The sequence below is a fragment of the Sinorhizobium sp. FG01 genome, from assembly GCF_002531875.1.
Taxonomy (GTDB): Bacteria; Pseudomonadota; Alphaproteobacteria; order Rhizobiales; family Rhizobiaceae; genus Sinorhizobium; species Sinorhizobium fredii_C.
Map to the genome: position 1 here is coordinate 75,618 of NZ_NWTB01000007.1, position 19,965 is coordinate 95,582.

General features: G+C 64.1%; 15 protein-coding genes. 8 read left to right on the forward strand and 7 right to left on the reverse strand.

Annotation, left to right across the window (positions count from 1 at the left end):
- Positions 1–89: 89 nt before the first annotated feature.
- The 3 genes from holA to leuS are packed head-to-tail and all read right to left on the reverse strand — an operon-like array spanning position 90 to position 4,287.
- On the reverse strand, positions 90–1,124 hold the full coding sequence (holA, locus tag CO656_RS12790; RefSeq protein WP_097526025.1) for a DNA polymerase III subunit delta: 1,035 nt from the start codon (positions 1,122–1,124) through the stop codon (positions 90–92).
- Positions 1,125–1,139: 15 nt separating this feature from the next.
- Positions 1,140–1,670: an LPS assembly lipoprotein LptE gene (lptE, locus tag CO656_RS12795; protein ID WP_037418408.1), complete on the reverse strand. Its 531-nt coding sequence runs from the start codon at positions 1,668–1,670 to the stop codon at positions 1,140–1,142.
- Positions 1,657–4,287, reverse strand: a complete 2,631-nt coding sequence (gene leuS, locus CO656_RS12800; RefSeq protein ID WP_097526210.1) for a leucine--tRNA ligase — start codon at positions 4,285–4,287, stop codon at positions 1,657–1,659. Before leuS ends, lptE begins: the two co-directional genes overlap by 14 nt.
- Before the next feature lie 213 nt (positions 4,288–4,500).
- Between leuS and CO656_RS12805 the strand changes: the two genes are divergently transcribed.
- Entirely contained in the window at positions 4,501–5,160 is a 660-nt protein-coding gene (locus CO656_RS12805) for a YggS family pyridoxal phosphate-dependent enzyme (RefSeq protein WP_037418404.1), read from the forward strand.
- A 146-nt stretch (positions 5,161–5,306) separates the two neighbouring features.
- The gene (locus CO656_RS12810) at positions 5,307–7,214 is read left to right on the forward strand and encodes an AMP-binding protein (RefSeq protein WP_097526026.1); all 1,908 of its coding nucleotides are present in this window, start codon (positions 5,307–5,309) and stop codon (positions 7,212–7,214) included.
- Between the two features lie 9 nt (positions 7,215–7,223).
- On the opposite strand, the gene CO656_RS12815 is transcribed toward CO656_RS12810, so the two are convergent.
- Positions 7,224–8,099, reverse strand: coding sequence for a LysR substrate-binding domain-containing protein (locus tag CO656_RS12815; RefSeq protein WP_097526027.1), 876 nt, complete (start codon positions 8,097–8,099; stop codon positions 7,224–7,226).
- A 139-nt stretch (positions 8,100–8,238) separates the two neighbouring features.
- On the opposite strand from CO656_RS12815, the gene CO656_RS12820 reads away from it, so the two are divergent.
- Positions 8,239–8,625 carry an ectoine synthase gene (locus tag CO656_RS12820; RefSeq protein ID WP_097526029.1) on the forward strand — a complete coding sequence of 129 codons (387 nt, stop codon included), beginning with the start codon at positions 8,239–8,241 and terminating at the stop codon, positions 8,623–8,625.
- Positions 8,626–8,720: 95 nt separating this feature from the next.
- Here the strand turns inward: CO656_RS12820 and CO656_RS12825 are convergent, their stop codons facing one another.
- On the reverse strand, positions 8,721–9,422 hold the full coding sequence (locus tag CO656_RS12825) for a DUF1013 domain-containing protein (protein ID WP_097526030.1): 702 nt from the start codon (positions 9,420–9,422) through the stop codon (positions 8,721–8,723).
- A 299-nt stretch (positions 9,423–9,721) separates the two neighbouring features.
- On the opposite strand from CO656_RS12825, the gene acs reads away from it, so the two are divergent.
- Positions 9,722–11,671 carry an acetate--CoA ligase gene (gene acs, locus CO656_RS12830; RefSeq protein WP_037418396.1) on the forward strand — a complete coding sequence of 650 codons (1,950 nt, stop codon included), beginning with the start codon at positions 9,722–9,724 and terminating at the stop codon, positions 11,669–11,671.
- Positions 11,672–11,912: 241 nt separating this feature from the next.
- On the opposite strand, the gene CO656_RS12835 is transcribed toward acs, so the two are convergent.
- Complete coding sequence (locus tag CO656_RS12835) at positions 11,913–12,113, reverse strand: DUF1674 domain-containing protein (RefSeq protein ID WP_097526032.1); 201 nt, start codon at positions 12,111–12,113, stop codon at positions 11,913–11,915.
- A gap of 167 nt (positions 12,114–12,280) precedes the next feature.
- Here CO656_RS12835 and htpX point away from each other — a divergent pair, with 167 nt between their 5' ends.
- The 4 genes from htpX (at position 12,281) to purH (ending at position 18,255) form a co-directional block, all read left to right on the forward strand.
- Positions 12,281–13,240 carry a zinc metalloprotease HtpX gene (gene htpX / locus CO656_RS12840; RefSeq protein ID WP_037418391.1) on the forward strand — a complete coding sequence of 320 codons (960 nt, stop codon included), beginning with the start codon at positions 12,281–12,283 and terminating at the stop codon, positions 13,238–13,240.
- Positions 13,240–14,664 (forward strand): RsmB/NOP family class I SAM-dependent RNA methyltransferase, encoded by a 1,425-nt coding sequence (locus CO656_RS12845; protein ID WP_097526034.1) that lies wholly within the window; start codon positions 13,240–13,242, stop codon positions 14,662–14,664. The genes htpX and CO656_RS12845 overlap by 1 nt, the downstream gene beginning before the upstream one ends.
- Positions 14,665–14,828: 164 nt before the next feature.
- Positions 14,829–16,514: a heparinase II/III family protein gene (locus CO656_RS12850; RefSeq protein WP_037418386.1), complete on the forward strand. Its 1,686-nt coding sequence runs from the start codon at positions 14,829–14,831 to the stop codon at positions 16,512–16,514.
- Positions 16,515–16,644: 130 nt separating this feature from the next.
- Positions 16,645–18,255, forward strand: a complete 1,611-nt coding sequence (gene purH / locus CO656_RS12855) for a bifunctional phosphoribosylaminoimidazolecarboxamide formyltransferase/IMP cyclohydrolase (protein ID WP_097526035.1) — start codon at positions 16,645–16,647, stop codon at positions 18,253–18,255.
- Between the two features lie 306 nt (positions 18,256–18,561).
- On the opposite strand, the gene CO656_RS12860 is transcribed toward purH, so the two are convergent.
- Positions 18,562–19,953 carry an MFS transporter gene (locus CO656_RS12860; RefSeq protein ID WP_037418382.1) on the reverse strand — a complete coding sequence of 464 codons (1,392 nt, stop codon included), beginning with the start codon at positions 19,951–19,953 and terminating at the stop codon, positions 18,562–18,564.
- Positions 19,954–19,965: the final 12 nt, after the last annotated feature.

Consider the following 19,965-nt stretch of genomic DNA (forward strand, 5'->3'; position numbering starts at 1 on the left):
TGCAGTGACGTGGCGGCAACTCCGTTGCGCTCTATTGAAGAAAGCGCTCGGTTCGCATGGAGCTGAGTCTACAACCGCGGCGGTGGCCTTCAGCGCCGTGCCGATTGAATAGCTATTGCCAGCAGGTTTTGCAGCACGAGGCTTTCCTCGAGGCTCTGCCGGGCACGGCTCTGATAGATGGTCGCCTGCAGGCGGCCGAGTTCGCGCCGGATCGCAGGCGCGGTCCAATGTTTCAGCGCCGCCTCGACGATCGGCTTGCGCCGGAAATGCAGGCCGCGGCCGAGGCTTGCGACCACCTGGCTTGCCTGTTGCCGGTTCGCGTCCATTTCGGCGCGCATTACGTCCAGTTGCTGAAACTGCCGGAGGCAGGCCTGCAGCACCAGGAAGGGCGGCGTTTTCGACGTGGTGATCTTTTTCATGGCGTGCAGCAGCGCATCGATGTCACCCTGGAGCACCGCATCCACCGCGTCATCGACAGAAATGGCGCTGGCATCACCGACGATGGCGAGGACATCCTCCTCGTCGACAATATCCTTGCCGCGGCAGTAGAGCGCGAGCTTGCGCAGCTCGTTGCGCGAGGCGATACGATCGCCGCCGAGCGCTTCAACAAGATGCTCGCGCGCCGCCGGGCTTATGCGCAAACCCGCCTCGGCGAGTTCCTTGTCGATCAGGGCGTGCAGGCCGCGCGCATCATCGCTGTAGCAGGCGACCGAGGCGACGGCCCGCGAGGATTCGCCGATCTTCCTGAGCGCTGCCCCCTTCTTGAGATCGCCGGCCTCGATGATGAGCGTGCTGCCGGCGGGGGGGCTGTCGGCGAGGACTTGCAGCGCCTCGGCGACCGCCTTCTCGCCCGAGGCGCCGCGGATCCAGACGAGTTTCTCGCCGCCGAAGAGACCGATGGCATTGACCTCGTCCAGTATCCGGCCGGCCCCCTGCTGCAGCTCCGACGCGTCAAGCTTCACGAGGGCAAACGGATCGTCGAGAGTAACGCCGGAGCGGCCGGCAAGCTGCCCGGCGCGCTCCGAGACAAGGCCGCGATCGGGGCCGTAGAGCAGGAAAAGGCGGTAGTTCGACGCGCCTCTGTTCAAAAAGCTGTCGAATTCGTGCGACTTGACCTCGCTCATCCGACTAACCGGTCCTCAGCGGCCAAGGGCGGCGGCGATATCGGCCCTGATGAGTTCCGCCAGTTCCTTTGCGGCGCGGCTTTCGGCGTCACGCACGGCGCGCACCTTGGCAAATTCCTGTTCCGGGAAGTCGGCGAGCGCAACCGCCGAGCGATAGCCGGCCTTCACCGTCTCGCCTGTCGCCGTCCGCGTCAGATTGTAGTCCGCCTTGACGACGATGCGGCCGGCGGCTGCGCGGTCCTCGGCATCGTCGTAAAGCACGCCCATCGTCCGGTGCGAGACGTTGAGGGCGAGATGGTATTGCGGGTTGACGGGCTCGCCCCGACCGCCGGCGGCCAGGAAGATCAAGGCATTGCGCACTTCCTGTTCGACGCGGTCGTCGGCTTCCGAGATCTCGACGGAGCCAAGGGCCGCGGACGTGGCGCCGGTCGGGCCGTCCGAATAGAGCGGACGCACCTGGCAACCGGCCAGTACCGCTAGCAGCAAGGTGCCGGCAAGCACGCCAAAGGAGCGGGAACGAAGGCCAGCTTTCTCAGACAACGACATTGACGATCCTTTGGGGCACGACGATGATTTTTTTCGGTTTGCCGCCGTTGAGCGCCGCCTGGACGGCGTCAAGCGCGAGGACGGCGCTTTCGATCGCACTCTGATCTGCGTCGCGCGCGATTGTCAAATCGGCGCGTTTCTTGCCGTTGATCTGCACCGGCAAGGTGATTTCGTTCTCAACGACGAGTGCCGGGTCGAAGGCCGGCCATGGGCGTTCGGCGATCAGCCCTTCACCGCCGATCTCGCGCCAGCACTCTTCCGCCAGATGCGGCATCATCGGTGCAATCAGGTCGATGAGGATCGTCGTTGCATCCTTGACCGCAGCGGTAACGGACCCGTCGGCCTTGCCGGCGGCGACTTGCGTCAGCGGTGCGGCAAGAGCGTTGACGAGTTCGTAGATGCGGGCGACAGCCTTGTTGAAGGCAAGCTTGTCGTAGTCGGCTTCGACGGCGCGGAGCGTACGATGGGCGGTCTGAGAAATCGCCAACCCCTCGCCTTCCTTAGCCGGCAAAGCATTTACGCCGCGCAGGCCTTCCGCGGCTTCTCCCACCAGCCGCCAGACGCGCTGTACGAAGCGGTGAGCGCCTTCGACGCCCGCCTCGGACCAGATCACGTCGCGGTCCGGCGGCGAATCGGAGAGCACGAAGAAGCGTGCCGTGTCGGCGCCGTAGGAAGCGATGATGTCGTCGGGATCGACGACGTTCTTCTTGGATTTCGACATCTTCTCGATCGAGCCGATGGCGACTTCCTCCCCCGTCTCGATCAAGACCGCACGGCGGCGGCCGTCGATTTCCTCGATGCGGATTTCGGCCGGCGTGACCCACTCCCGCTGCGCACCCTCGCCGCGGCTATAGGTCTCGTGCACGACCATGCCTTGTGTGAACAGACCCTTGAACGGTTCGTCCAGCGCCACGTGGTCGGTCGCCTTCATCGCCCGGGTGAAGAAGCGCGAATAGAGCAGGTGCAGGATGGCGTGCTCGATGCCGCCGATATACTGGTCGACCGGCAGCCAGTGATTGGCGACCTTCGGATCGGTCGGCTTGTCCTCCCAGGGCGCGGTGAAGCGCGTGAAGTACCAGGAGGAATCGACGAAAGTGTCCATCGTGTCAGTTTCCCGACGGGCATCCTTGCCGCATTCAGGGCAGGCGACATGCCGCCAGGTCGGGTGCCGGTCGAGCGGGTTGCCCGGCTTGTCGAAGGTGACGTCCGGCGGCAGGGTGACCGGCAGATCCGCCTTCGGCACCGGAACGACGCCGCAAGCCTCGCAATGGATGACCGGGATCGGGCAGCCCCAATAACGCTGCCGGGAGATACCCCAGTCGCGCAGGCGGAAATTCACCTTGCGCTCCGCACGCGGCGCGCCGTTCAGCGTCTCATTTTCGAGCTTCGAGGCGACCGCCTCGAAGGCCTCTTCCGTGGAGAGACCATTCAGGAAGCGCGAATTGATCATCACGCCGTCACCGACATAGGCTTCGTCGCCGATCGTGAAGGAAGCGGCATCGGCATCCTTCGGCATCACCACCGGCACGACCGGCAGGCCGTAGGCGCGGGCGAAGTCCAGGTCGCGCTGGTCGCCGGAAGGGCAGCCGAAGATGGCGCCCGTGCCATAGTCCATCAGCACGAAATTGGCGACATAGACGGGCAGTTCCCAGTTCGGATCGAACGGGTGGCGGGCGCGAATGCCGGTGTCGATGCCCTTTTTCTCGGCCGTTTCGAGGGCGGCGAGCGAGGTGCCGGCGCGCCGGCATTCCTCGCAGAAGGCGTCGACCGCCGCATCCCTGGCGGCGGCTTCCCTGGCAAGCGGGTGGTCGGCCGAAATCGCCAGGAAGGAGGCGCCGAAGAGCGTGTCGGGCCGCGTCGTGTAGACGGTCAGTTCGCTGCTCTCGCGGGGAACGGTCTCAGGATCGAGTTCCCACCGGAGCAACAGCCCCTCGGAGCGACCGATCCAGTTCTTCTGCATCAGCCGCACCTTTTCCGGCCACTGATCCAGCGTGTCGAGCGAGTCGAGCAGGTCCTGGCTGAAATCGGTGATACGGAAGAACCATTGGGTCAGCTCGCGCTGCTCGACCAGCGCGCCGGAGCGCCAGCCGCGACCGTCGATCACCTGCTCGTTGGCGAGCACGGTGTTGTCGATCGGATCCCAGTTGACCTTCGACTGCTTGCGGTAGACCAGACCTTTTTCCAGGAAGTCGAGGAACAGATATTGCTGGCGCTGGTAATAGGCCGGATCGCAGGTGGCGAATTCGCGGCTCCAGTCGAGCGACAGGCCCATGACCTTGAGCTGCGCCTTCATCGCCGCGATGTTCTGATAGGTCCAGCCGGCCGGATGCACGCCGCGCTCCATGGCGGCGTTCTCGGCGGGCATGCCGAAGGCGTCCCACCCCATCGGATGCAGCACGTTGAAGCCGCGGGCGCGCTTGTAGCGGGCGACGACGTCGCCCATCGTGTAGTTGCGCACATGCCCCATATGGATCCGCCCGGACGGATAGGGGAACATCTCGAGCACGTAGTATTTTTCACGCGGATCGTCGTTCCTCGTCTCGAAGACCTTGCGCGCATCCCATTCCTGCTGCCAGCGCGGTTCGGCGTCACGCGGATTATATCGTTCGGTAGCCATGTCTCTGTCGATGTTCCGGAAAATCTGCGGGGCTAAGGCGCCCTTGTGATAGTTGGCCTGACCTTCATCATGAAACCGCCTGACCGTCAAGTTTTGAAGGCCGGGCGCGCCGTACTTTGGCGGAATTGGCCGACCTCGGCTTGGCCGGGCTTGGCAAGCACGGCAAGTTTCAATAATTCGGCTTGCAAGCCTCGAATGGCAAGGAGCACAAGCATGGACGTAGAGGAACGACTGAACGATGTCTTGAGCCGGATTCGCATGAGCGAAAAGGCGGCGAAACGGGCTGAAGGCGTCGTCATGCTCGTCGCCGTCTCGAAGACCTTCGAGGCGGACGCGATCCGGCCGGCGATTGCCGCAGGGCAGCGTGTGTTCGGCGAGAACCGCGTCCAGGAAGCGCAGGGCAAGTGGCCGGAGTTGAAGGCCGAGACGCCCGATATCGAGCTCCACCTGATCGGTCCGCTGCAATCCAACAAGGCGGCCGACGCCGTCGCCCTTTTCGATGTGATCGAGACGATCGATCGCGAGAAGATCGCCCGCGCCGTCGCCGCCGAGATGGAGCGACAGGGCCGCAGACCCCGGCTTTATGTGCAGGTCAATACCGGGCTTGAACCGCAGAAGGCTGGAATAGCGCCGGAGGACACAGTTGCCTTCGTCGACCTCTGCCGCGCGGAGCTCGGTCTCGACGTAGAAGGGCTGATGTGCATCCCGCCCATCGACGAAAATCCGGGTCCGCATTTCGCCTTGCTTGCCAAGCTCGCCGCCAGATGCGGCCTTACCCGCCTGTCCATGGGCATGTCCGGCGATTTCGAAACGGCCATCAGCTTCGGCGCCACCAGCGTGCGGGTCGGATCGGCGATTTTCGGTAGGCGCTGATTTTCTTGAATCTTGAGGTGAAGCTCGGAACCCGCTGTTCCGCTCCATTACTCTTTCGTCGGGCTTCATCTTTCGCTCCACAGGCCTATCCTTCAGGACCGAGGAGCCGGGCCAATCCGTCCGGAAGTCAGTGGAGGAGAACGGAAATGGCGAGCCGCTATTCCGACGTGTATGCCGCATGGAAAGCCGATCCGAGTGGGTTCTGGTCCGAGGCCGCAGAGGCAATCGACTGGTTCGAAAGGCCCCGCCGCATCTTCGGCGCCGAACTCGGAACGTACGGTCACTGGTTTCCGGATGGCGTAACCAACACCTGCTACAACTGTCTCGACCGCCACGTGAAGGCCGGTCGTGCCGAACAGACGGCCTTCATCTATGACAGTCCTGTCACCGGGCGGATTGAGAAGATCTCCTATGCGGCGCTGCTCGCCGACGTCAAGGCGATGGCCGCTGTCTATGGCAAGCTCGGCATCGTCAAGGGCGACCGGATCATCATCTATATGCCGATGATCCCGGAGGCCGCGATCGCCATGCTGGCGGCGGCGCGGATCGGCGCCGTGCACTCGGTCGTCTTCGGCGGTTTCGCCGCCAACGAACTCGCCGTGCGAATCGACGATTGCCAGGCCAAGCTCGTCGTGTCGGCAAGCTGCGGGCTGGAACCCGGCCGCACCGTCTCCTACAAGCCGCTGCTCGATCAGGCGATCGAGATCGCCAGCAACAAGCCCGCCCATTGCCTGATCTTCCAGCGCGAGATGCTTGCCGCCGATATGGTACCCGGCCGCGATATCGATTTCGCCGCCGCCCTTGCAGCGGCGAAGCGGGCCGGCGAGGAAGCGCCCTGTGCGGCGGTCGCATCCACCGATCCGCTCTATGTCCTCTACACGTCCGGAACCACCGGCCAGCCGAAGGGCGTGGTGCGCGACAATGGCGGCCACATGGTCGCCCTCAAATGGTCGATGGAAAACTTCTTCGGCGTCCTGCCCGGCGAGGTGTTCTGGGCGGCGTCCGACATCGGCTGGGTGGTCGGGCACTCCTATATCGTCTACGGACCGCTCCTCAATGGCAGCACCTCGGTGCTTTTCGAAGGCAAGCCGGTGGGGACGCCCGATCCAGCCACCTATTGGCGGATCATTGCCGAACACGGCGTAGCGGTCATGTTCACCGCCCCGACGGCGCTCAGAGCGATCCGCAAGGAGGATCCGGAAGCCTCCCACGCTGCCCGTCATGACCTGTCGCGCTTCCGGGCGCTTTATCTTGCGGGAGAGCGAGCCGATCCGGACACGATCCGCTGGGCCGAGCGGGCGCTCGGCGTTCCGGTCATAGATCACTGGTGGCAGACGGAGACCGGCTGGCCGGTTGCCGGCAATCCGCTCGGCCTCGGCCTGCTGCCGGTGAAATACGGATCGCCCGCTGTTCCCCTCCCCGGCTATGACGTGCAGGTCCTTGACGATGCCGGCCATCCGGTCAGGGCCGGCACGCTCGGCAATGTAGTCGTCAAGCTGCCGCTCCCGCCCGGATGCCTGCCGACCCTCTGGAAGGCCGACGACCGCTTTCGGTCCGCCTATCTCGAGGAATATCCCGGCTACTACAAGACGGCCGACGCCGGCTACATCGACGAGGAGGGCTATGTCTTCATCATGGCCCGTACCGATGACATCATCAATGTCGCCGGTCACCGGCTTTCGACAGGCGCCATGGAGGAGGTCTGCGCCAGCCATCCGGATGTTGCCGAATGTGCGGTGATCGGCATCGCCGATCCGATGAAGGGGCAGGTTCCGGCCGGCTTCCTAGTGATCAACGCGAATGTTTCCCGTGAGACGGCGGAGATCGAGAAGGAAGTGATCGCCCTCGTCCGCGAGCGCATCGGCCCGGTCGCCGCCTTCCGAACCGCGATTTGCGTCAAGCGGCTGCCGAAGACCCGGTCGGGCAAGATCCTGCGCGCGACGATCCAGAAGATCGCCGACCGGCAGCCCTGGAAGATGCCGGCCACGATCGACGACCCCGCGATTCTCGAAGAGATCACCGAAGCGCTGCATGCCAAGGGAATCGGCGTCTGACGCGGGACATCAGCCGGCCTGCAGTTCGACTACGCCTTTGAACCAGGCGCAGAAGATGGGTGCGGCCTTCTGGCGCGCAGTCCTGCAGATCAGGAAATAGCTCTCCTCTTCGAGGATGGACGTCTCGGAAAGTACGATCAGGTCGCCATTGGCGATCTCGCGCCGGCATACCTCGACCGGACAGAGGGCAACGCCGTGGCCGGCGATGGCGGCCGTCGCGAGCAGATTGAAATCCTGAAAGACCGGGCCTTTCGCTGGTCCCGGCGGAGTTATGCCGGCTCGGGCGAACCATTGCTGCCAATGGGCGGTCGTCTCGTCGTGCAGGAGATGCGCCGCTGCGATCTGCTGTGCATTGTCGAGTCCACCCCTCCGTTCAAGATAGCGCGGACTGGCCACCGGCCGGTTGACGCGGGAAAAAAGCCGCTCGCAAGTGACGCTATCCGACGTATCGGCGCCCAACGTAATCAGCACATCGCAGCCGGTTTCGCGCAGGCGTTGCGCAGCCGTGGCATAGATCACCTTGACGGTAATGTCGGGATGGGCGGCCAGGAAACCGCCGAGCGCCGGGATCAGCCAGCGCGTCGCGATCGAGGGAATGCAGGCGACGGTGATTCCCGATTTCGTTCTGAGCTTCAAGGCTTCCGCTTCGGCGGCAATCCGTTCGAAGCTGGCCGAGAGGGCTTCCGCGAGCCGTTCGGCTTCGGTCGCGAGCCGGACGCCGCGCTTTTCACGCAGGAACAGCGGGCGGCCGAACCACTCTTCCAACTGCCGCATCTGATGGCTCACGGCGGCATGGGTGACATGCAACTCGTCGGCGGCCCGCGAGAAGCTCGCAAGTCGGGCGGCGGCTTCGAAGACGCGAAGTGCGCCTAGGGGAGGCAGCATATGTAAATTCTCCTCAACTATCCGATGAGGAATCGTCGTTTGTACGAACCGGTACTCCGGGGAATAAAGGACTTCAAGGTGACCGACGAGAGCCGGTTCTCCCTGATTTGTCAAACGCTCTTACACATTGGAGAACAGCATGTTCGTACGCAGCCTGCAAGATGTCGAAACCACCGATCACTTCGTTGAGTGGGGAAGCGGTACCAGCCACCGCCTGCTGACGGAAAGGGACGGGATGGGATTTACCGTCTGCCACACGGTGGTGCGGGCGAAAACCGTGTCGCTGCTCCAATACCGCAACCATCTCGAAGCCTGCTATTGCATCGCCGGAGAGGGTGAGGTGGAGGACATGGAAGGCAATGTCTTTCCCATCCGACAGGGCGACATCTATGTGCTCGACAAACATGACAGGCACTATCTGCGTGGCGGTAGCGACAAGGACCTGATCCTCGTCAGCATCTTCAATCCGCCGCTCAAGGGCACCGAACGCCACAACCTCGATGATTCGACCGGCTCGGCTTATTAAGTGGGCAAATTACGCCCTTACGCTTGCAATTAAAGCCAACAAAAAACCCGGACCTGCGGCCCGGGTTCTGCATTTCATCACCGGTGACGAGGCGATCAGTAGTTGTCGTCTTCGTCTTCGTCCTTACGGTCCGACTTCAGAGACTTCAGCTTGGCGAAGACGGCGTCGGCGTCGATTTCCTTCTCTTCCTCGCGATCGAAGCTGTAGTCGATCTTCTCGGTTTCCCGTGCCGACTCGAGCGTGGCGCCCAACTCGGCTGCCGTCGGCAACGGGCGGCCCTTGGCGGCGCGCTCGACTTCCAGGTCGAGATCGATCTGCGAGCAGAGGCCGAGGGTGACCGGATCCATCGGCGTCAAGTTGGCCGAGTTCCAATGGGTGCGCTCGCGAATCTGTTCGATCGTCGACTTTGTCGTGCCGACGAGGCGTGAGATCTGTGCGTCCTTCAGTTCCGGATGGTTGCGGACCAGCCAGAGAATGGCGTTCGGACGGTCCTGCCGCTTCGAAACCGGGGTGTAGCGCGGGCCCTTGCGCTTCGAATCCGGCACGCGGACCTTCGGCTCGGAGAGCTTGAGCTTATGGTTCGGATTTCCCTCGCCGCGGGCGATCTCGTCGCGCGAAAGCTGACCGGTGGCAATCGGATCGAGGCCCTTGATGCCCTGCGCCGATTCACCGTCGGCTATCGCTTTGACTTCGAGCGGGTGCAGCTTGCAGAACTGCGCGATCTGGTCGAACGACAGCGCGGTGTTGTCAACGAGCCAGACGGCCGTTGCCTTGGGCATAAGCAATTGCTGAGCCATGGATATAGTCCTTTCGTCCGTCCGCGCCGGTGTCGCGGGCCGTGGAGTCTACCACTGATTTCCGGGAATTGAGCGTTCTATATCGTTGTTGTCTCGAAATTGCAATTCTTCACTTCCGAATGTGCTTTTGTCTAATTGCGGCCAAGCTTTGACCTGCTATGAATCGTCCGAACGGGCGGTGGGAGTGCCGCCGCGAGCGGTGGAATCCCGCTCCGACTTCGAAAAACGATCCTGCTGGCGGTCTGGGCAGACCCGGCCCCAAGCATCGTGATCCAGCAGCAATGCGCAGGGAGGAAAACATGGACGTCAAGACCCATCCGGTCCTGGAAGCGGCCAAGAATCGCACGCTCATCGACAACGCGACCTATCTGAAATGGTATGAGCAGAGCATTGCCGATCCGGAGACGTTCTGGGGCGAGCATGGCAAGCGGATCGACTGGTTCCAGCCCTATACCAAGGTCAAGAATACGTCCTTCGAGGGCGACGTTTCGATCAAGTGGTTCGAAGACGGCCTCACCAACGTCTCCTACAATTGCATCGATCGCCATCTGAAGACGCATGGCGACAAGACGGCGATCATCTGGGAAGGCGACAATCCATACCTCGACAAGAAGATCACCTATAACGAGCTTTACGACAGGGTTTGCCGTCTTGCCAACGTGCTGAAGAAGCATGGCGTCCAAAAAGGCGACCGCGTCACCATCTACATGCCCATGATCCCGGAAGCGGCCTTTGCGATGCTCGCCTGCACCCGCATCGGCGCCATCCACTCGGTCGTTTTCGGCGGCTTCTCGCCGGAGGCGCTCGCCGGCCGCATCGTCGACTGCGAATCGACCTTCGTCATCACCTGCGACGAGGGCTTGCGCGGCGGCAAGCCGGTGCCGCTCAAGGAAAACACCGACAAGGCGATCGACATCGCTGCCCGCCAGCATGTGATGGTCAACAAGGTGCTGGTGGTGCGCCGCACTGGCGGCAAGGTCGGCTGGGCGCCTGGCCGCGATCTCTGGTACCACCAGGAAACCGCAACCGCCGAGCCACATTGCCCGCCGGAGAAGATGAGCGCCGAAGAGCCGCTGTTCATCCTCTATACGTCCGGCTCCACCGGCAAGCCCAAGGGGGTGCTGCACACGACCGGCGGCTATCTCGTCTATGCCTCGATGACCCACCAATATGTCTTCGATTATCACGACGGCGATATCTACTGGTGCACGGCCGATGTCGGCTGGGTAACCGGCCATTCCTATATCGTCTACGGGCCGCTCGCCAACGCCGCGACGACGCTGATGTTCGAGGGCGTGCCGAACTTCCCGGATGCCGGCCGCTTCTGGGAGGTCGTCGACAAGCACAAGGTCAACATCTTCTATACGGCACCGACGGCGATCCGCTCGCTGATGGGCGCCGGCGACGATTTCGTCAAACGCTCGTCGCGCTCGTCGTTGCGCCTGCTCGGAACCGTCGGCGAACCGATCAATCCGGAAGCCTGGGAATGGTACTACCATGTTGTCGGCGAGGAGCGTTCGCCGATCGTCGACACCTGGTGGCAGACGGAGACCGGCGGCATCCTGATCACGCCGCTGCCGGGCGCCACCGATCTGAAGCCCGGCTCGGCGACACGGCCCTTCTTCGGCGTCAAGCCGCAGATCGTCGACAATGAGGGCAAGGTGATCGACGGACCGGCGGACGGCAATCTCTGCATCATCGACAGCTGGCCGGGGCAGATGCGCACCGTCTATGGCGACCACGAGCGCTTCATCCAGACCTATTTCTCGACCTACAAGGGCAAATACTTCACCGGCGACGGCTGCCGCCGCGACGAGGACGGCTATTACTGGATCACCGGCCGCGTCGATGACGTCTTGAACGTCTCCGGCCACCGCCTCGGCACGGCCGAGGTCGAATCGGCGCTCGTCTCGCATCACCTCGTCTCGGAAGCCGCGGTTGTCGGCTATCCGCACCCGATCAAGGGCCAGGGCATCTATTGCTACGTGTCGCTGATGGCGGGCGAGGCCGGCAGCGACGAACTGCGCCAGGAACTGGTCAAGCATGTCCGCTCGGAGATCGGGCCGATCGCCACGCCGGACAAGATTCAGTTCGCGCCCGGCCTGCCGAAAACGCGCTCGGGCAAGATCATGCGCCGGATTCTCCGCAAGATCGCCGAGGACGATTTCGGCTCGCTCGGCGATACCTCGACGCTCGCCGACCCGGCGGTTGTCGACGACCTGATCGCCAATCGGCAGAACCGGGCGTGAGGTGAGTTTAAGGTTGATTGAGCCTTTTGCCCCTCACCCTACCCTCTTCCCGCTCGCGAGGAGAGGGGACTAAGGCCGTGCCCCATCCTCCTTCTCCCCGCTTGCGGGGAGAAGGTCGCGGCAGCGGGATGAGGGGCGTTACGCCACTGCACCAGCCGAATTCCCAGCGTAATGTGCCGCAGGGTCGAGCGAGTTGTGCTCGGGAAAGCATCATCGATTCGCTGTCGAAACGATAATCGCCTTAGAAATCGATCGCCCGGCCCTTGATTTCCCAATCGCCGAAACGGGACGGATCCAGCCCGCCGCGGCCGCCGATTTCTGCCGGCGCTTCCTTTTTCTCCTCGGTGCGGCGTCGCTCGTCCGCTTCCTGGAGCGCGCGGAGGGCCGCGGGTGACAGCGGCCGCTTGGGCCGATCGGGTGAATTGTCGTTGTCGTTCTGCATGTGCGAGTCGGATCAGCCTTAGGATATTGAAGAACGGGGGCCTCGTCCCCATCATATAAGTCGCTTCCGTCGAAGCGGGAACCCTGATTCACGTGAAACGTTTGAGCAGTTCGGGGCAGCCTGCTCCGAGGTGAACGAAAACGACCTGAGTGCCTGGAGTCTGATCCATGAACCTCGTGCGCACCGCAATGCTGCTTGCCTTCATGACCGTCCTGTTCATGGCTGTCGGCTATGTCATTGGCGGCAGGGGCGGCATGATGATCGCCCTGGTCATGGCCGCGGGCATGAACTTCTTCTCCTACTGGAATTCCGACCGCATGGTGCTCAGGATGTATCGGGCCCAGGAGGTCGACGAGCGCAGTGCGCCGGAATATTACGGCATCGTGCGCGACCTGGCGCAGAATGCCGGTCTGCCGATGCCGCGCGTCTACGTCATCGATAGCCCGCAGCCGAACGCCTTCGCCACCGGCCGCAACCCGCAGAATGCCGCGGTCGCCGCCTCCACCGGCCTGCTGCAGTCGCTCTCCTATGAGGAGGTGGCCGGCGTCATGGCGCATGAGCTCGCGCATATCCAATACCGCGACACTTTGACGATGACCCTGACGGCGACGCTCGCCGGTGCCATTTCGATGCTCGGCAATTTCGCCTTCTTCTTCGGCGGCAACCGCGAGAACAACAATCCTCTCGGGTTTATCGGTGTCCTGATCGCGATGATCGTCGCTCCGCTAGCGGCCATGCTGGTGCAGATGGCGATCAGCCGCACGCGCGAATACTCCGCCGACCGGCGCGGCGCCGAGATCTGCGGCAATCCTCTCTGGCTCGCCTCGGCGCTCCGGAAGATCGCCGGCGCTGCCCATGTCATTCACAACCAAGACGCGGAGCGCAATCCGGCGACGGCGCACATGTTCATCATTAATCCGCTTTCGGGCGAGCGCATGGACAACCTCTTCTCGACGCATCCGAACACCGAAAACCGCGTCGCCGCGCTCGAGCGGATGGCAGGCGAGATGTCGGCGGGCTCGACGCCGCCGGCTCGCCCTGATAATGCGGTGCGCAAATCGCGCTCTGTCCCGAGAACCGGCTGGGGTCGCGGTGGTTCCGAACCGCCGAAAGGCCCCTGGTCCTGATGCCCGAAGACAGACAAAACGATTCACATCCGAAACGAGCCCGCCGAAGCAAGCCGTTCCAGAAGCCCGGTCAGCGGCCCGATGCTGCCGGCGCCGTTTTTAAGCCGGGGCTGAAAAGCCGCCAGGCGGCCGCCAAGATCCTGGCGGCGGTGATCGACCGCAAGACGCCGCTCGACGGCATGCTCGACCAGGAGCACGGCAATCCGGCCTATCGCGAGCTCAACGATGCCGACCGGGCGCTGGTGCGCGCCATCCTCAATTCGGCGCTCCGGCACCTGCCGCGGGTCCGCGCTGCGATCGACTCGCTGATCCAGACCCCCCTGCCGGATGGCGCCCGCGCGCTCGAACACGTGCTGACGGTCGCAGCAGCGCAGATCCTTTATCTCGACATCCCGGATCATTCCGCCGTCGACCTTGCCGTCGAGCAGGCGCAGGCCGATCCGCGGAATCGCCGCTTCGCCAGCCTCGTCAACGCGGTGCTCCGGCGGCTTTCGCGCGAGAAGGAGGCGATCCTCGAGACGGTGAATGCCGTGCCGGCCATTCCGGCCTGGTTCTATGAGCGCCTGGTCGCTCATTACGGCCAAGCCCAGGCGGAAGGCATCTCGGAAGCGCAACTCGTTCCAGCGGCGATCGACCTGACGGTAAAGTCCGACGCCGCCGGGTGGGCCGGGCGCCTTGGCGGCATGGTGCTGCCGACCGGCTCCGTTCGGCTCGGTGAGTTTTCCGGGGCGATCCCGTCCTTGCAGGGCTTTGCGGAAGGCACGTGGTGGGTGCAGGATGCCGCCGCCTCGATCCCGGCGCGCCTCTTCGACGATCTTTCCGGCAAGACGGTGGTTGATCTCTGCGCGGCACCAGGCGGCAAGACGGCCCAACTCGTTCTTGCCGGGGCGCAGGTGACGGCGCTCGACCAGTCGTCCAGCCGGTTGCGGCGGCTGAAGGCCAATCTCGAACGGCTCGGCCTCGAAGCCCGGACGAAAGAGATCGACATGGCGAATTTCCGCCCGGAGGAGCTCTTCGATGCCGCCCTTCTCGATGCCCCTTGCTCGTCTACCGGCACCACCCGGCGTCACCCGGACGTGCTCTGGACGAAAGGGCCCGAGGATGTGGAAAAGCTCGCCCGCCTCCAGGAGCGGCTGCTGCGGCATGCGTTGAGGCTCGTTAAGCCCGGCAGCATCGTGGTCTTTTCCAATTGCTCGCTGGACCCGCGCGAAGGCGAAGAGGTCGTTGAACGCGTTCTAGGCGACGGACTTTGCGAGCGCGTGCCGATCGCCCCGTCCGATTGGCCGGGGCTCGAGGCGGCGATCACCGCGCTCGGCGAGTTCCGCACGACACCGGCGATGCTGCCGCTCGAGCCCCCCTTTTCCGGCGGGCTCGACGGCTTCTACGCGGCTGTGCTGCGCCGATCCCTGGGCAGCGACGATTGACGCTTCAGAACCGTCTGCCTATCAATGGCGGCAAATTGATAGAAATTTAATCTTCCTTCCGGCACCATTCCGGCCCATGAAAGCGATTCTGGCGCAATCCCGACAGGTGCTCATCAAGCGCTTCGAAGGTTCCGTCGCGGCCATCAACAAACCTGCAGGCGCCGATGCTGTTTTCCGCTAGACGAAGGCTGCTTTACCTGTATCTGCGCGAAGGCTGGCGCCGCCTTGCGCGGCGGATTTCGCTTGGGCGGCTGGCGGCCCTGCGTTTTTCCAGGTCAACCCCGGACAGGCTTATCGTCGCGCCGACCGATCTCAGAGCCATCGACCCCTTTGTAGCGGAGGAAATCCTTCAGGGCCGCTATCCGCTCGCCGGCCGGGTGCTCGACACCGAAGGTGAATCGCCGTTCGAGATCGATCTGCCGTCGCACGAATTTGCCAATCGGCTGCATGCCTTCGACTGGCTGCGCCACATGCGCGCCGTCCGCGATGAAGCGGGCTTTGCGAGGCTCCGTCAGATCGTCGACGACTGGATGGGCACGCATGGCCGCAACATCGGCGGCATCTCCTGGGAAGCGGATGTGATCGCGCAGCGGGTCATCGCCTGGCTGTCGCATTCGCCGGTGGTGCTGCGCAACGCAGAGCATGGCTTCTATCGCCGCTTCCTGAAAAGCCTCACCTATCAGGTCCGCTATCTTCGCCACGTCGCCGGAACGGTACCGGAGGGCGAGGCGCGGCTCAGGGTTCGCATCGCGCTGGCAATGGCGTCCGTGTCAATGCCGGTCTCGCCTTCGGTGCTGCGCCGGGCGGCGCGCGGTCTGGACCTCGAACTCGACCGGCAGATCCTCGCGGATGGCGGCCACTTCTCCCGCAATCCCCGCGCCGGACTCGAACTGCTGCTCGACCTGCTGCCGTTGCGCCAGACCTATGTCAATCTCGGTCACGACGTGCCGTCGCGGCTGATTTCCGGCATCGACCGGATGTACCCGGCGCTTCGGTTCTTCCGGCATCAGAGCGGCGAACTGGCGCTCTTCAACGGCGCAACCTCGGTGCCGGCACACGAGCTTGCTTCGGTGCTGCGCTACGACGAGACCGCGGGCGAGCCGTTCCGGTCGCTGCCGCACATCAGTTTCGAGCGGCTCTCGCTCGGCGAGACGGTGGTCATCGTAGACACGGGCCGACCCCTGTCGGTCGATCTGTCGCGCAGCGCCCATGCCGGCTGCCTCTCCTTCGAGATGTCGTCGGGGCGAAACCGCCTCATCGTCAATTCCGGCGCGCCGAAGTTCGCCGGCGAACGATTCCGGCAGATGGCCCGCGCCACCGCCGCCCACTCGACGGTGACGGTGAACGACACCTCCTCCTCGCGCTTTTCGCAATCGCGCTTTCTCGGCGCAATCATGGTGAGCGGCGTATCGCAGGTCGAGACGGAGCGAAACGACGAGCCGGGCCGAATCGAATCCGTCAAGGCGAGCCATGACGGCTATCTCGCCGCCTTCGGCCTCATCCACGAGCGCGACGTCGGCATTCTGAACGGCGGCCGGCTGATCCGCGGGCGCGACCGGCTTTCGCGGGAAAACGGCAGCGATCCGGAGGCGTCCGACAGCGCGATGGCTGTCGCCCGTTTTCACATCCATCCGGCGATCGGGCTGCGGCAAAGCAGCAAGAGCGAGATCTATCTGAGCGCGCCGGACGGCGAGGCCTGGCTCTTTGCCTGCCGGGATGGAGACCTGGCGATCGAGGAGGACGTCTTCTTCGCCGATCCGTCCGGCGTGCGCGCCTCGTCGCAGATCACCGTGACCTTCGCGGTTGCGGCGCAGCCGGAAATCCAGTGGACGCTGACCCGCGAGGGGTAGGACCAAGCCTATTTTCGACCTCCGCGGCTGCGAAGGTTCCTTCCGTCGGCAAGCTGTGCTAACGGGCAGCCATTCCAATCGCCGGCACCCCTCTTTCCAAGCGTCCGGCGCTGCCAAAGGAGCATGGTTGATGGCTGTCGCCTCCAAGAAAATCCCGGCTCCGGACGAGGTCCGGATCCAAACCGCCCTCCTCTCCGTCTCCGACAAGGCGGGTATCGTCGACCTCGCCCGCGCCCTCAATGAAAAGGGCGTAAGGCTGGTCTCGACCGGCGGCACGCACAAGGCGCTGGCGGGGGCCGGCCTTCCGGTCAGCGACGTTTCCGAATTGACCGGCTTTCCGGAAGTCATGGATGGCCGCGTCAAGACGCTTCATCCCGGCGTCCACGGCGGCCTGCTCGCCATCCGCGACGACGCGGACCACAAGGCGGCGATGGACGCGCATGGGATAACCGCGATCGATCTCGTCGTCATCAATCTCTATCCGTTCGAGGAAGTCCGCGCCGAGGGTGGCGACTATCCGACCACGGTTGAGAATATCGACATCGGCGGACCGGCGATGATCCGCGCATCGGCCAAGAACCATGCCTATGTGACGATCGTCACCGACCCGTCCGACTATTCGGCGCTGCTCGAGGAAATCGCCGACGGCACGACGCGCTACGCCTTCCGGCAGAAAATGGCCGCCAAGGCCTATGCCAGGACGGCTGCCTATGACGCGGCGATCTCAAACTGGTTCGCCGAGGCGCTCGATTTCGCCATGCCGCGCCATCGGGTCATCGGCGGCGTGCTCAAGGAAGAGATGCGCTACGGCGAGAACCCGCATCAGAAGGCGGGCTTCTACGTCACTGGCGAGAAGCGGCCGGGGGTCGCGACCGCGACGCTGCTGCAGGGCAAGCAGCTTTCCTACAACAACATCAACGACACGGACGCCGCCTTCGAGCTGGTGGCGGAGTTCCTGCCGGAAAAGGCGCCGGCCTGTGCGATCATCAAGCATGCCAATCCCTGTGGCGTCGCCACCGCGCCGTCGCTCGCCGAAGCCTATCGCCGGGCGCTCGCCTGCGATTCGACTTCGGCCTTTGGCGGCATCATCGCGCTCAACCAGCAGCTCGACGCCGAAACGGCCGAAGAGATCGTCAAGCTTTTCACCGAGGTGATCATCGCGCCGTCGGTCAGCGACGAGGCCAAGGCGATCATCGCCCGCAAGCCGAACCTCAGGCTGCTGGCGGCAGGCGGCTTGCCGGATCCGCGCACGCCCGGGCTGACCGCCAAGACGGTCGCCGGCGGGTTGCTCGTTCAGACGCGCGACAACGGCATGGTCGAGGATCTCGAACTCAAGGTCGTCACCAGGCGCGCGCCGTCGGCGCAGGAGCTCGACGACATGAAGTTCGCCTTCAAGGTGGCGAAGCACGTCAAGTCGAACGCCGTCGTCTATGCGAAGGACGGCCAGACGGCCGGGATCGGCGCCGGCCAGATGAGCCGCGTCGATTCGGCTCGCATCGCCGCCATCAAGGCCGAGGAAGCGGCCAAGGCGCTCGGCCTTGCGGCGCCGCTGACGCGCGGTTCGGCGGTCGCTTCGGAGGCCTTTCTGCCTTTCGCCGACGGTCTGCTGTCGGCGATCGCCGCCGGCGCCACCGCCGTCATCCAGCCGGGTGGCTCGATGCGCGACGACGAGGTCATTGCCGCCGCCAATGAGCACAATGTCGCGATGGTGTTTACCGGGATGCGGCACTTCCGGCATTAAGCAGTTAGGCGCGTTCCGTCATGTCAGTGGCGCACACCTGTGGGTGCTGAGTCTCTTCTCGTTCGTCATCCTCGGGCTTGACCCGAGGATCTAGGCGCAGGCCATGAAGCACCAGCAGCGCGGCGCCGAGCTGCAGCGCTCACTGAACTTTGGCGGCCCATGAATGGATCCTCGGGTCAAGCCCGAGGATGACGATGGAGTGGGATGCGGGCGGCATAAAGCCGCTCGCGCCTCACCTCGTCGCAGCCCGAAAGGTCAGCGCATACCTCTTCCCGAGCGCAACGCCAATCTCGCCCGTGCGCCCGTTTATCCCGGCCGGCGGGCCGGATAGGGCGTGCGCAACAGCAGCATGAGGCCGACGGCGAGGAAGGCGACCAGCGCCATCATGCCGATTCGCGCCGAACCGGTCGCTACGGTGATCGTCGCAACCGAGGCAGGCGCCAGGAACGAGGTGGCGCGGCCGGACAGCGCGTAGAGCCCGAAATAGCGCCCGGCCTCGTCGGGTGAGACGCTGCGGGCGAGATAGGATCGCGACGAGGCCTGGACCGGACCGAAGGCGATGCCGACCAGCAGGCCGTAGAGGATATAGGCCTTCTCGGCGGCGGTGCCGAATAAGCCGCTCGAGTCCGCCGTCGGCAGCGGGACCAGCCCGAACAGTGTGAAACTGGGACCCGTCGAGACGATGCCGAGCGTCGCAATGGTCAGGCAAACGAGGCTGGCGACGACGATGGTCTTCGAGCCGAGCCGCGTGTCCAGCCGGCTCGCATAGAGGCAGCCGCCGATCGCGACGACGTTGAGGATGATGCCATAGAGGCCGAGTTCCATCGTCTGCCAGCCGAACATGCCGGCGGCGAAGGTGCCGCCGAGCGCCAGCAGACCGTTGACGCCATCCTGGAAAATCATGCGGGCGATCAGGAAGCGCAGGATCCCTGCCCTCTCTTTCAGTTCCCCGAGCGTGCCCTTGAGTTCCGTGAGGCCGCGAGCCGTCGCCTCCTTCAGAGACGTCGTCGCCTTGCCCGCATCCGGGGTGAAGAGGAACATCGGCAGGATGAAGACGAGGTACCAGAGCGCCGAGATCGGGCCGGTGATGCGGGCGTCCTCGCCCTTGGCCGGGTCGAGCCCGAAAAGCGGATCGAGCCCGAGCGCCGTCTTGCCGGTAGCCGGATTCCCGGCGAGCAGCGCAACGACGCCGATCAGCACGATCATGCCCCCGAGATAGCCCATTCCCCACGCGATGTTGGAGATTCTACCGACGTGCTTCTCGCTGACCAGGAGGGGCATCATCGAATCGTTGAAGACGATCGAAAACTCGGCGGCGACCGTTGCGAGCGCCAGGAAGAGCGCCGGGTAGATCAGCGGCGAACCAGGCACCGCGAACCAGAGCATGGCGAGCGAGGCGATCTTGATGGCGGCAAAAAAGCCGATCCACGGCTTGCGGGGTCCGGTCGCATCGGCGATGGCACCGAGGACCGGCGACAGCACGGCGATGACGATACCGGAGACCGTCAGCGTATAGCCCCAGATCGCCTGGCCGGCGGTGTGATCCGTCGTTAGCCGGGAAACGAAATAGGGCGCAAAGATGAAGGTGGTGATGACGGTGAAGAAAGGTTGGGCGGCCCAGTCGAACAGCATCCAGCCGGCAATGCCGAGGCGCGTGGTTTTCGGCTGTTGCTGCGCCTGTGCGGCTGCGATGTCCAATCTCCCCTCCCG

Bases quoted from the DNA above. Each gene is read 5' to 3' on its own strand.
- CO656_RS12805 (WP_037418404.1), top strand. From the start codon at position 4,501: ATGGACGTAGAGGAACGACTGAACGATGTCTTGAGCCGGATTCGCATG.
- CO656_RS12815 (WP_097526027.1), bottom strand. From the start codon at position 8,099: ATGCTGCCTCCCCTAGGCGCACTTCGCGTCTTCGAAGCCGCCGCCCGA.
- CO656_RS12810 (WP_097526026.1), top strand. From the start codon at position 5,307: ATGGCGAGCCGCTATTCCGACGTGTATGCCGCATGGAAAGCCGATCCG.
- CO656_RS12835 (WP_097526032.1), bottom strand. From the start codon at position 12,113: ATGCAGAACGACAACGACAATTCACCCGATCGGCCCAAGCGGCCGCTG.
- CO656_RS12825 (WP_097526030.1), bottom strand. From the start codon at position 9,422: ATGGCTCAGCAATTGCTTATGCCCAAGGCAACGGCCGTCTGGCTCGTT.
- purH (WP_097526035.1), top strand. From the start codon at position 16,645: ATGGCTGTCGCCTCCAAGAAAATCCCGGCTCCGGACGAGGTCCGGATC.
- holA (WP_097526025.1), bottom strand. From the start codon at position 1,124: ATGAGCGAGGTCAAGTCGCACGAATTCGACAGCTTTTTGAACAGAGGC.
- htpX (WP_037418391.1), top strand. From the start codon at position 12,281: ATGAACCTCGTGCGCACCGCAATGCTGCTTGCCTTCATGACCGTCCTG.
- CO656_RS12850 (WP_037418386.1), top strand. From the start codon at position 14,829: ATGCTGTTTTCCGCTAGACGAAGGCTGCTTTACCTGTATCTGCGCGAA.
- acs (WP_037418396.1), top strand. From the start codon at position 9,722: ATGGACGTCAAGACCCATCCGGTCCTGGAAGCGGCCAAGAATCGCACG.
- CO656_RS12845 (WP_097526034.1), top strand. From the start codon at position 13,240: ATGCCCGAAGACAGACAAAACGATTCACATCCGAAACGAGCCCGCCGA.
- CO656_RS12820 (WP_097526029.1), top strand. From the start codon at position 8,239: ATGTTCGTACGCAGCCTGCAAGATGTCGAAACCACCGATCACTTCGTT.
- leuS (WP_097526210.1), bottom strand. From the start codon at position 4,287: ATGGCTACCGAACGATATAATCCGCGTGACGCCGAACCGCGCTGGCAG.
- lptE (WP_037418408.1), bottom strand. From the start codon at position 1,670: ATGTCGTTGTCTGAGAAAGCTGGCCTTCGTTCCCGCTCCTTTGGCGTG.